Here is an 11,092-nt window from a genome sequence, read left to right on the forward strand (position 1 = left end):
GTTTAGTTGACCCTCGGTGAGGTGAGCCATGGCTCAGGCGGAAGCGAAGACGATGGAGATCGGGGAGGGTGGGACCGTTCGCGGTTCGGAATCCGCGACGCTCGTGACGCTGAAAAAGCCCGACGCTGTGCCGGTCGACCATGGCGCGCTGTCTGCTCCCCCGGCGCGGCCGCGCCGGCGCGGGCACAAGCGGCTGGTGCTGGGCGTGCTGCTCGTCGCCGCGCTCGGTGGCATCGGCTATTACGGCGCGCACTGGTGGCGGGTCGGCCGCTTCATGGTGTCGACCGACGACGCCTATGTCGGTGCCGACACGTCGATTCTGGCGGCCAAGGTGGGCGGCCATATCCAGAGCCTCGAGGTCGAGACCAACCATCCGGTGAAGGCGGGCGATGTCATCGCGCGCATCGATGATGGCGACTATATCCTCGCGCTCAAGGCGGCGCAGGCCAAGATCGCCACCCAGCAGGCCACGGTCAGCCGCTTCGGCGAGCAGATCGCCGCCGGGCAGGCGAATGTCGATCAGGCCAAGGCCCAGCTGGTGTCTGTCGAGGCCGAGCTTAACCGCACGCAGCTGGAATTCGACCGCCAGTCCGAGCTGGTCAAATCGCAATATTCCAGCCGCGCCACGCTCGACAATACCCGCGCCGACCGTGACAAGGCGCAGGCGGCGGTCGATGCCGCCAAGGCTGCCGTGACCTCCGCCGAGGCCAGTATCGACGTGCTGAGGGCCCAGCGCATCGAGGCGTCGCAGGTGCTCGGCGAGCTGGAGAATGCCCGCGATCAGGCTCAGCGGGACCTCGACTTCACGGTGGTGCACGCGCCCTTCGACGGCATCATCGGCAACCGCGCGGTGCAGGTCGGCCAGCTGGTGCAGGCCGGCACCCGGCTTGTCGCGCTGGTGCCGATCGACAAGGTCTATGTCGACGCGAACTTCAAGGAAACCCAGCTCGGCAAGCTGAGGCCCGGCCAGAGGGTCGACATCGCGGTCGACGCCTATCCGGACGAGGAATTCCACGGCCGCGTGGTCAGCGTGGCGCCGGCGTCCGGCTCGGTGTTCAGCCTGCTGCCGCCGGAAAACGCCACCGGCAATTTCACCAAGATCGTCCAGCGCGTGCCGGTGCGTATCGAACTCGATCCGAGCGACCGCGACAAGGGCGAACTGCGCCCGGGCATGTCCGTCGTCGCCACCGTCGACATACGCGGCGGCGCCTGAGCGAGGCTGCGACCATGACCGATGCAACGATCACAGCGGGAGCGGCGCCGCGCGCGGCCTCCACCGACGGGCGGCGCATGTTCGCCTTCCTGTGCATGGTGTTCGGCATGTTCATGGCGATCCTGGACATCCAGATCGTCTCCGCCTCGCTGTCCGAGATCCAGGCCGGGCTCGCCGCCTCGTCGGACGAGATTTCCTGGGTGCAGACCAGCTACCTCATCGCCGAGGTGGTGATGATCCCGCTGTCGGGCTTCCTGTCGCGAGCGCTGTCGACGCGCTGGCTGTTCGCCGCCTCGGCGGTGGGCTTCACGCTCATGAGCTTCATGTGCGCGACGGCGACCAGCATCAACGAGATGATCGCCTATCGCGCGCTGCAGGGCTTTCTCGGCGGCGGCATGATCCCGACCGTGTTCGCGGCGGCCTACACCATCTTCCCGCGCTCGAAGCTGCCGATCGTCACCCCGCTGATCGGCCTCGTGGCGACGCTGGCGCCGACCATCGGCCCGACCATCGGGGGCTACCTCACCGACCTGTTTTCCTGGCACTGGCTGTTCCTCGTGAACATCGTGCCGGGCATCCTCGTCGTCATCGCCACGGTGACGCTGGTGGATTTCGACGAGCCGGATCTCGCCCTGCTGCAGCGTTTCGACTGGTGGGGCCTGCTCTTCATGGCCGGCTTCCTCGGCAGCCTCGAATTCGTGCTGGAGGAAGGGCCGACCAATGACTGGTTCGAGGATAACGCGATCTTCCTCTTCGCCATCGTCGGCGGGCTCTCGTCCATCGCCTTCTTCGCCCGCGTGCTGCTGGCGCGCGATCCGGTCGTGGACCTCAAGGCCTTCGCCAACCGCAATTTTTCGGTCGGCTCTGCCTTCAGTTTCGTGGTCGGCATCGGCCTCTATGGCCTGACCTATCTCTACCCGCTCTATCTCGCCCGGGTGCGCGGCTATTCGGCGCTGCAGATCGGCGAGACCATGTTCGTCTCGGGCCTCGCCATGTTCTTCATGGCGCCGGTGGCGGGGCGCATGGTGGCGAAGGTCGATCCGCGCATGATGATCGCGATCGGCTTCGCGGTCTTCGCCATCGGCACCTGGCAGATGACGGGGATCACCAAGGATTTCGACTTCTGGGAGCTGCTGGTGCCGCAGATCCTGCGCGGCGTCGGCATCATGATGGCGATGATCCCGATCAACAATATCTCGCTCGGCACGCTGCCGCCCTCGCAGATGAAGAACGCCTCCGGCCTGTTCAACCTGATGCGCAATCTCGGCGGCGCGGTCGGGCTGGCGCTCATCAACACCGTGCTGAACGACCGCTGGGACCTGCACCTCGCGCGGCTGCATGAAAGCGTCCAATGGGCCAGCGCGACGGCGGTCGAGCGGCTGGACACCATGACCCAGGCCATGGGCTCGCTCGGCTCGGATGCCGAGGCGGCCGCGCTGAAGAAGCTGGCCGGGCAGGTGCGCCTGCAGGCCGAGGTGATGGCGTTCTCCGACGTCTTCCTGGTGCTCACCGTGCTGTTCGTGGTGCTGTTCTTCTGCACGCCGCTGATGAGCCGGCCGAAGGCGATGGGCGGCGGCGGGGGGCATTGACCCCCGCGCCTGGACCCCGCCGGCCCAGCTGTCCGTCAACGCCGCTCTTGCCGTTGTGCCGGCTCTCGGCTAAACAGCGAGTCCAGAGAGCAACCTCGCGAGAGCCGAGCCGTGACGCCTTCGTCCGCCCGCTGCTATTCCGCGACCCCGGCCGCCTTGCGGTTCACGGGGAAGTCTCTCCTTGCGTCCGGCCTGCTTCTTCTTAGCCGCCCCTGAGGGCCGGCCGGGCTGATGCCTGGGCGCTCAGGGGACGATGCCTCCACGCCACCGCCTGAGAAAGCCAGATTTGCGCCGGACGAAGCCGCGAGGGATGTGAACCCGCACGGCTCCCGGCGCCCGCAGACAAGAAGGAACGCCCCGATGTCCGCCACCAACGCCACAAGCGCCGCCTCCGCTTCCACCGAGACTGACCGCGTCATCATCTTCGACACCACGCTGCGCGACGGCGAGCAGTGCCCCGGCGCTTCGATGACCTTCGAGGAGAAGCTGGAGGTTGCCGACCTGCTCGACACGATGGGCGTCGATGTCATCGAGGCGGGTTTCCCGATCGCCTCCAATGGTGATTTCGATTCGGTCGCCGAGATCGCCCGCCGTACCAAGCGCGCGGTGATCGCCGGCCTCGCCCGCGCCATTCCCGCCGACATCGCCCGCGCCGGCGAGGCGGTGAAGCACGCGCGGCGCCCGCGCATCCACACGTTCGTGTCGACCTCGCCGATCCACCTCGAATTCCAGATGCGCAAGACGCAGGATCAGGTGATCGACATCATCACCGCCACCGTCAGTCAGGCGCGCAACCTGATCGACGATATCGAATGGTCGGCGATGGATGCCACGCGCACGCCGCTCGACTATCTCGTGCGCTGCGTGGAAACCGCGATCAAGTCGGGCGCCACCACCATCAACCTGCCCGATACGGTGGGTTACGCCACCCCGTCCGAATATGAGGCGATGTTCCGTAACGTGCGCGAGCGCGTGCTCGACCGCGTGCCGAACCCGGAGAAGATCGTGTTCTCCGCCCATTGCCATGACGATCTCGGCCTCGCCGTCGCCAATTCGCTGGCGGCGCTGGCCGGCGGCGCGCGGCAGATCGAGTGCACGGTCAACGGCCTCGGCGAGCGCGCGGGCAACGCGGCGCTGGAAGAAGTGGTGATGGCCATCCGCACCCGCTCGGATGTGCTGCCCTACCAGACCGGCATCGACGCCACGCTGGTGACGCGCGCCTCCAAGCTCGTCTCGGCGGTAACAAGCTTCCCGGTGCAGTACAACAAGGCCATCGTCGGCCGGAATGCCTTCGCCCATGAGAGCGGCATCCATCAGGATGGCATGCTCAAGAACAACACGACCTATGAGATCATGACGCCCGACAGTGTCGGCGTGTCCAAGACCTCGCTGGTCATGGGCAAGCATTCCGGTCGCGCCGCCTTCCGCGACAAGCTCAAGGCGCTGGGCTACGAACTGGGCGAGAACGCGCTGAACGACGCCTTCACCCGCTTCAAGGACCTCGCCGACCGAAAGAAGGTGGTTTACGACGAGGATATCGAGGCGCTGGTGGATCAGGAGATCGCCGCCGCGCATGACCGCATGAAGCTGGTGTCGCTCTCCGTCATCGCCGGCAGCCACGGCCCGCAGCGCGCCACCATGAAAATGGCGGTCGATGGCGTCGTCACTACCGAGGAATGCGAGGGCAACGGCCCGGTGGACGCGGTGTTCAACTGCATCAAGGCGATCGTGCCGCATGCCGCCAAGCTGGCGCTCTACCAGGTGCATGCCGTGACCGAGGGCACCGACGCGCAGGCCGAGGTGTCGGTGCGGCTGGAAGAGGGCGACAAGGCGGTGACGGGGCGCGGTTCCGATCCGGATACGCTGGTCGCCTCGGCGCAGGCCTATATCATCGCGCTCAACAAGCTGCAGACCAAGCGCCAGAGCCTCAACGCGCAGTCGCAGCCGGCGGCGGAGTGAGCCGGGGGGCGATCGTGCGCAGGCTGGTGTCCCGACCTTGGCATTCCGACCTGCAGCCCCCTCGGCAAGCGCGATCAGCCGCCGCACCGTCCTCGGTGCGGCGGTATCTCTTATGGGCAGCGGATGTCCCTCGCTTGCCTCCCCTGATGCGGTGCCCGGCGCGGTGTGGGCGAGCGCCGATCCCATCGCCGCCGGCTGGTCGTCCGCCCGTCTGACGGCGGTGCAGGACGAGGCGGCCCGGCTAGGCACGACAGCCGTGGTCGTGGCGCAGCATGGCCGGCTGGTGGCGGGCTGGGGCGATGTAACCCGCAAGGTTGATGTCGCCTCGGTGCGCAAGAGCCTGCTCGGGGCGCTGATCGGCATCGCGGTGGCGGAGGGGCGGCTGTCGCTCGACAGCACGCTGGCCGATCTCGGCATTGACGACCTCCCGCCCGCGCTCACCCCGGAGGAGCGCCGCGCGAGGCTGCGCGACCTCATCATGTCGCGGTCCGGCATCTATCACCCCGCCGCACATGAAACGGCGCCGATGAAGCGCGACCGCCCGGCGCGCGGCAGCCACCCGCCCGGCAGCTTCTGGCTCTACAACAACTGGGACTTCAACGCGCTGGGCACCATCTATCGCCGCGCCACCGGCGAGGACGTGTTCGCCGCCTTCGAGCGGCGTATCGCGCGGCCCATCGGCATGCAGGACTTCATCGCCGCCGATGGCCGCTATGTGCGCGAAAAGGCTTCCGAACACCCGGCCTATCCGTTCCGCCTCACCGCACGGGACGCGGCCCGCTTCGGCCAGCTTTACCTGGACAGTGGCATGTGGGGCGGCCGGCAGATTGTGCCTGCCGATTGGGTCGCGGCCTCCACCACCGCGTGGTCGCCGACCGATCGCGGCCATCAGAGCTACGGCTATCTCTGGTGGGTGCCAAACCCCGACATATTCGGCCCGGGTGCCGCCTATGCCGCCGGCTTCGGCGGGCAGATGATCGCCATCGTGCCCGCGCGGCGCCTGGTGATGACCGTCACCACCGATTGGCGCCAGGGCGGCCGCGCGGTGCGCAGCTCGGAACTGGTGGACCTGCTCGTGCGCCTCGTCGAGGCGTCGCCGCCATAATGCTGCCCGCCCGGTCGGGGATGGCTGTCGCCACCGCTCGAGGCCCGCCGATGACGATCCGCGCCGCATGATTCTGGCTGTGTCCGCCCCGGAGGTCGATCTGCCGGCTCTGGATGCGCGCCCTGCAGGGCGGGTGCGGCCGAGCCTGACCGCCGATGCCGCACGCCTCGCCGGCTCGGTGGGGGTGCACCTCGCCCTGCTCGCCGCCGTGCTGGTCTTCGCCATGTCGGCGCGCCTGCCGCCGATTGAGGAAAATGCCGTGCAGACGGAGGTGATCGACGCTCGCGCCTTCGACGCGCTGCGCGGCGTCGCGCCGGCGCCCTCCACCCCGGCGCCCTCCACCCCGGCGCCCTCCACCCCGGCGCCCTCCACCCCGGCGCCGTCGGAAACGGCTCCGCCGGCGCCAGATACCGCGTCCGAGGCGCTGCCGTCGGCGCCCCCGACATCAACGCCCACCGCGGCGGCCCGGCCGTCTGCCAGGGCGACGCCGCCGGACATGATCCAGCCTTCGCGCATGCTCTCCGATCTGGCGCTCGGCCAGCCGCATAACCGGGGGCTGCGCCGCGAACTCGGGCGGCTGGTGGATGAGGATCGCATCGCCCAGCTGTGCGACCTCGAGGCGATGGAACAGATCCACGCCTGGAAGGCAGATTTCCAGCCTGACCGGCTGGTCGACTATGCGCTGTCCGACACGCGCATGGAGGGCAGGACGCTCACCGCCCATGGCGGGGCCTTCCGCAGCCAGCGCAAATGGTACGAGGTGTCCTATCGATGCGAGCTGGATCCCGGGCTGCGCAAGGTGGTGGGCTTCGCCTTCCGGGTCGGCGCGGCGATTCCGCGCGAGGAATGGACGGCGGACAATCTGCCCTCCCTGCACTGAGGTTCAGGGCGCGGGGAGGTTCGTGCCGCATTCGGCGCGCACCTGCGCCCGCAGGTGGGACATCAGTCCCGCGACCGTCGCGCTGTCGGTCGCGAGCGGGCGCCCGTCCAGCGCCAGCACCGGGCGGATGAAGCGTACGCTGTTGGTGAGGAAGACCGCGTCTGCGCCGAACAGCACTTCCGGCGCCAGCGGGCGCTCCTCCACGCTCAGGCCGAGCGCGGGCGCCGCCTCGATCACCAGCGCGCGCAGGATGCCGGGCAGGCAGCCCTCGGCCAGCGAGGGCGTGATGAGCCGGCCCCCGATCCGCACGAAGATGGTGGCGATGGTGGTGCAGCACACACGCCCGCCTGTGTTGAGGATCAGCGCGTCGTCGACGCTGGCGGCGGCGGCCTCGCGCGCGGCGAGGATGTGGTCGAGATAGCCGAGCGTCTTGAGGCCGGCGGTGGGCGAGAATTCGTTGCGCCGGCCGGTGGCGGTGACGAGGCGGGCCGGCAGGCCGACCAGGGTGGGGCTCCACGGCGCGGCGGTGACAATGAGTGTCGGCTCCCCCGCGCTCGCTGGCCACAGGCCGCGCGCCGCCATGCCGCGTGTGACCGTTGTGCGCAGGATGGCGGGATCGGTGGTCCGCGCCGCATCGAGCGCCGCCTCGATCCGGGCGCGCTCGATAGCGATGCCGAGGTGCCGCGCGGCGGCGAGCAGCCGTTCGACATGACGGTCGCGCGCGAAGACCACCCCTCCCAGCGCCAGCGCGGTGTCGAACACGCCGTCCCCGAGCGTGAAGCCGCGATCCTCGACCGAGAGGGTGGCGCTCACGTCTCCGCGCCCCAGCGGGCGGGCCAGACCTTGGCCCAGTCCGGGGTGGTCAAGGCGGCGGGCGCCAGCAGCGGCGGGTAGAGCTGGGGCGCGTCATCCGGTGCGGGGGCGGGGGCGAGCGCCGGCATCGCCTTGCCCAGCCCGGCGATGCGTAGGAAATTCGCCATCAGCTCATAGCCGGGCCCGGTGAGCACCGATTCGGGATGGAACTGCACGCCGAGCGTGGGATGCGTGCGGTGGGCGAGGCCCATGATCTCGCCATCCTCGCTCCAGGCGGTGGCGACGAGCGGGGAGCCGGGGTCCAACTCGACGGCGAGCGAATGATAGCGCCCGGCCGGGAAGGGGGAGGGAAGCCCCTCGAACAGGTCGCTGCCGCGATGGGTGACACGGGAGACGCGGCCGTGCATCGGCTCCTTCGCGCGCACCACGCGCCCGCCAAAGGCCTGGCCGATGCATTGATGGCCGAGGCAGATGCCCAGGATCGGTAGCCGGCCGGAGAAGGCGCGCACCGCCGCCAGCGAGATGCCGGCCTCAAAGGGCGAGCAGGGGCCGGGTGAGATCACCAGCGCATCGGGGGCCAGGCGCTCGATGGCGGCGAGGTCGAGCGCATCGTTGCGCACGACCTGCACCTCTTCGCCCAGCTCGGTGAGGTAGCGTGCGACGTTGAAGACGAAGCTGTCGTAATTGTCGATGAGCAGGATCACGCCCCATCCTCCGGCTTGAAGGCGCGAAACAGCCGCTCGGCCTTGGTCAGGCTCTCGGCATGCTCGGCGGCGGGGTCGGACAGCGCGGTGATGCCGCCGCCGACGCCGAAGCTGGCGACCGGCCCATCCGGGCCGTTCTCCACCGTCACGCTGCGAATGGCGATGTTGAAGTCCATCGCGCCATCGAAGCCGATATAGCCGATGGAACCGCAATAGAGGCCGCGCGGGCGGCCCTCCAGCTCGCGGATGATCTCCATGGCGCGGATCTTCGGCGCGCCGGTGATGGAGCCGCCGGGAAACGAGGCGGCCATCAGGTCCAGCCCGTCGCGCCCGTCCTGCAGCGTGCCGATCACCACCGAGACGAGGTGGTGCACATTGGCATAGGTCTCCAGCCCGCACAGGTGGGGCACCTTCACCGTGCCAGGCCGGCAGACCCGCGAGAGGTCGTTGCGCAGGAGGTCGACGATCATCACGTTCTCGGCGCGGTCCTTCTCGCTGGCGGCGAGCTCGCGGCCGCGGAAGGCATCGAGCGTCGGTTCCACCGAGCGCGGTACCGTGCCCTTGATCGGGCGGGTCTCCACCTGCGGGCCGGTCAGCTTCACGAAGCGTTCCGGCGAGGAGGAGGCGATGATGCGGTCATCATTGACGATCAGCGCGGCGAAGGTCGCCGGATTGGCGCGGCGCAGCTGGTCGTAGAGAGCCAGCGAGTCGGCGGCGTCGAGTGTGGCTTCGAAGCGCTGGGTGAAATTGGCCTGGAAGATATCGCCGGCGCGAATGTACTCGATGACCCGCGCAACGGCTGTCCTGTATCCGTCGGCATCGAAATTGGACCGCCAGTCGCGGGCGATCGCCGGCGGGCCCAGCGGGGGCAGGGGCCCGGCGAGCCGCTCGCTCGCCTGCGCCAGCTGCTCGCGGGCGCGGCGCACGCGGCGGGCGGGCTCCTGCTCCGGCCAGCCGGTGGAGACGATGAAGGCGCGCCGGCCGACCACGTCGAAGGCGATGGCGAGATCGTAGAAGCCGAGGTCGATTTCCGGCCCTTCGCCCGGCTCGGCCGCGCGCGTCGGGAAGCGGTCGAACAGGCGGCCGGCCTCATAGGCGACATAGCCCGCCGCGCCGGCCTGGAAGGCGAAGTCGCCCGGCAGGCGCGGCTGCGCATAAGCCCTGAGCCGGGCACGCAGTGCCTCCAGCGGCGCCAGCGCCTCGTGCATGCCGTTCCAGCGCGCCACGCCCCTCTCCACCCGGAAGCGGCCGAAGGGACGCGCCATCAGATAGGACCAGCGCCCGAGCCGCGGATGCGTCATCGCGCTGTCGAGGAAGACCAGCCCGGACTGGCGCGCATCCGCCCCGCCCGCGAGGCGGCGCGCGGCCTCCCACGGGTCCTGGAAGGCGATTTCGACGACGATCGGGAGCGCTTCCTGAATCATGGACCGAATATGGAGCCTCATGCCGCCCGTTCCTAGATCGGACGGCGCGGGAGGCGATTTGTTTGCCGTCCTCCCCGCCTCAGTCCAAAGCGTCACTTGACGCACAGGCACGCCAATGCTCGCCTAGATGGACAACAGGGCGCCGGCCGGGGTTCGCTCCGGCTCGAAGTCGCTCAAGCGTTCAGAACAAGCCACACACAGTCTCGGGAGGGACGCATGAAGAAATTGACCGCCGCCGCCATGGCGCTCGCCGCGCTGGCGCTCACCGCCCTGCCGCTCAGCAAGGGCAACGCGCAGGATTATCCCTCACGCACCATCACCATGGTGGTGCCGTTCGCCGCTGGCGGGCCGACCGACACGGTGGCGCGCCTCGTCGCCGAATCGATGTCGCGCTCGCTCGGCCAGCAGGTCATCGTGGAGAATGTCGGCGGTGCCGGCGGCACGCGCGGGGCGGGACAGGTCGCCAAGGCGGCGCCGGACGGCTACACGATCCTGCTGCACCATATCGGCCAGGCGACGGCGGCCACGCTCTACCGCAAGCTACCCTACAACGTGCTGACCGATTTCGAGGAGGTTGGGCTCGTCACCGACGCTCCCATGACCCTGATCGGCAAGCCGGACCTTGCGCCCCAGGACATCGGTGCGCTCATCGCGCACGTGAAGGACAAGAAGGACGGCGTGATCTACGGCAATGCCGGCGTCGGCTCCGCCTCGCATCTGTGCGGCATGCTGTTCATGTCCGCGCTCGGCACGCAGATGACCACCGTTCCCTATCAGGGCACGGGCCCTGCGATGAACGACCTGATCGGCGGCCAGATCGACCTCATGTGCGACCAGACCACCAACACCACCGGCCAGATCAAGGCGGGCAAGGTGAAGGCCTATGGTGTGACCACCAAGAACCGCCTCAAGTCGATGCCCGACCTGCCGACCCTGCAGGAGGGCGGGCTGCCGGGCTTCGAGGTGGCGGTGTGGCATGGCGCCTATGCTCCCAAGGGCACGCCGAAGGCGGTGGTCGACAAGCTCAACGCCGCGCTGGTTCAGGCACTGCAGGACCCCAAGGTGATCGCCCGCTTCGCGGATCTGGGCACCGAGCCGGTGGCGCTCGATCGCGCGACCCCGGAGGTGCACAAGGCTTTCCTCGCGGCGGAAGTGGCCAAGTGGAAGCCGGTCATCGAGCAGGCCGGCGTCTTCGCCGACTGACGCGGCGCCCTGACGGGCCACCCACCCGGCGACGCGCGCGTCGCCGGGTGGGCTTCATTCGTGACGATCTCGGGGAAAGTCCGCGCATGACGCGTTTCGTGAAGAATCGAAAGGATGTCGCCAGCGGCCTCCTGCTGATCGGGCTGGCCGCATTCTTCGCCTGGCAGGCGATGGACCTGCCAATGGGCCGGGCGATCCGCAT

8 protein-coding genes and 1 pseudogene are annotated in these 11,092 nt (G+C 68.9%); 6 read left to right on the forward strand and 3 right to left on the reverse strand.

Going from position 1 to position 11,092, the window contains the following annotated elements; genetic code table 11:
* Positions 1-28: 28 nt before the first annotated feature.
* From FHS55_RS13550 to FHS55_RS13570, 5 genes are all read left to right on the forward strand, one after another.
* Positions 29-1,213, forward strand: a complete 1,185-nt coding sequence (locus FHS55_RS13550; protein WP_246340118.1) for an HlyD family secretion protein — start codon at positions 29-31, stop codon at positions 1,211-1,213.
* Positions 1,214-1,227: 14 nt separating this feature from the next.
* Entirely contained in the window at positions 1,228-2,802 is a 1,575-nt protein-coding gene (locus FHS55_RS13555) for a DHA2 family efflux MFS transporter permease subunit (RefSeq protein ID WP_183190260.1), read from the forward strand.
* 360 nt (positions 2,803-3,162) lie between these two features.
* Complete coding sequence (locus FHS55_RS13560; RefSeq protein ID WP_183190261.1) at positions 3,163-4,761, forward strand: 2-isopropylmalate synthase; 1,599 nt, start codon at positions 3,163-3,165, stop codon at positions 4,759-4,761.
* Between the two features lie 112 nt (positions 4,762-4,873).
* Positions 4,874-5,866 (forward strand): serine hydrolase domain-containing protein, encoded by a 993-nt coding sequence (locus FHS55_RS13565; RefSeq protein WP_183190262.1) that lies wholly within the window; start codon positions 4,874-4,876, stop codon positions 5,864-5,866.
* A gap of 67 nt (positions 5,867-5,933) precedes the next feature.
* The gene (locus FHS55_RS13570) at positions 5,934-6,746 is read left to right on the forward strand and encodes a DUF930 domain-containing protein (protein WP_183190263.1); all 813 of its coding nucleotides are present in this window, start codon (positions 5,934-5,936) and stop codon (positions 6,744-6,746) included.
* A 3-nt stretch (positions 6,747-6,749) separates the two neighbouring features.
* On the opposite strand, the gene FHS55_RS13575 is transcribed toward FHS55_RS13570, so the two are convergent.
* From FHS55_RS13575 to pabB, 3 genes and pseudogenes are all read right to left on the reverse strand, one after another.
* Positions 6,750-7,559 carry an aminotransferase class IV gene (locus FHS55_RS13575; protein ID WP_183190264.1) on the reverse strand — a complete coding sequence of 270 codons (810 nt, stop codon included), beginning with the start codon at positions 7,557-7,559 and terminating at the stop codon, positions 6,750-6,752.
* A gap of 143 nt (positions 7,560-7,702) precedes the next feature.
* Positions 7,703-8,263, reverse strand: a pseudogene (locus FHS55_RS13580) (anthranilate synthase component II); the annotation flags it as partial.
* Positions 8,260-9,687, reverse strand: a complete 1,428-nt coding sequence (pabB, locus tag FHS55_RS13585; RefSeq protein ID WP_183190323.1) for an aminodeoxychorismate synthase component I — start codon at positions 9,685-9,687, stop codon at positions 8,260-8,262. The gene pabB and the pseudogene FHS55_RS13580, both read right to left, overlap by 4 nt.
* 216 nt (positions 9,688-9,903) lie before the next feature.
* Between pabB and FHS55_RS13590 the strand changes: the two genes are divergently transcribed.
* A complete protein-coding gene (locus tag FHS55_RS13590) occupies positions 9,904-10,890 on the forward strand; it encodes a tripartite tricarboxylate transporter substrate binding protein BugD (protein WP_183190266.1) in 987 nt (328 codons plus the stop codon).
* The last annotated feature ends 202 nt before the right edge of the window (positions 10,891-11,092 follow it).

Source organism: Ancylobacter tetraedralis, assembly GCF_014195655.1.
Classification (GTDB): Bacteria; Pseudomonadota; Alphaproteobacteria; order Rhizobiales; family Xanthobacteraceae; genus Ancylobacter; species Ancylobacter tetraedralis.

Coding starts and splice junctions, on each gene's coding strand:
- FHS55_RS13560 (WP_183190261.1), top strand. CDS start 3,163: ATGTCCGCCACCAACGCCACAAGCGCCGCCTCCGCTTCCACCGAGACT.
- pabB (WP_183190323.1), bottom strand. CDS start 9,687: ATGATTCAGGAAGCGCTCCCGATCGTCGTCGAAATCGCCTTCCAGGAC.
- FHS55_RS13550 (WP_246340118.1), top strand. CDS start 29: ATGGCTCAGGCGGAAGCGAAGACGATGGAGATCGGGGAGGGTGGGACC.
- FHS55_RS13570 (WP_183190263.1), top strand. CDS start 5,934: ATGATTCTGGCTGTGTCCGCCCCGGAGGTCGATCTGCCGGCTCTGGAT.
- FHS55_RS13555 (WP_183190260.1), top strand. CDS start 1,228: ATGACCGATGCAACGATCACAGCGGGAGCGGCGCCGCGCGCGGCCTCC.
- FHS55_RS13590 (WP_183190266.1), top strand. CDS start 9,904: ATGAAGAAATTGACCGCCGCCGCCATGGCGCTCGCCGCGCTGGCGCTC.
- FHS55_RS13565 (WP_183190262.1), top strand. CDS start 4,874: ATGGGCAGCGGATGTCCCTCGCTTGCCTCCCCTGATGCGGTGCCCGGC.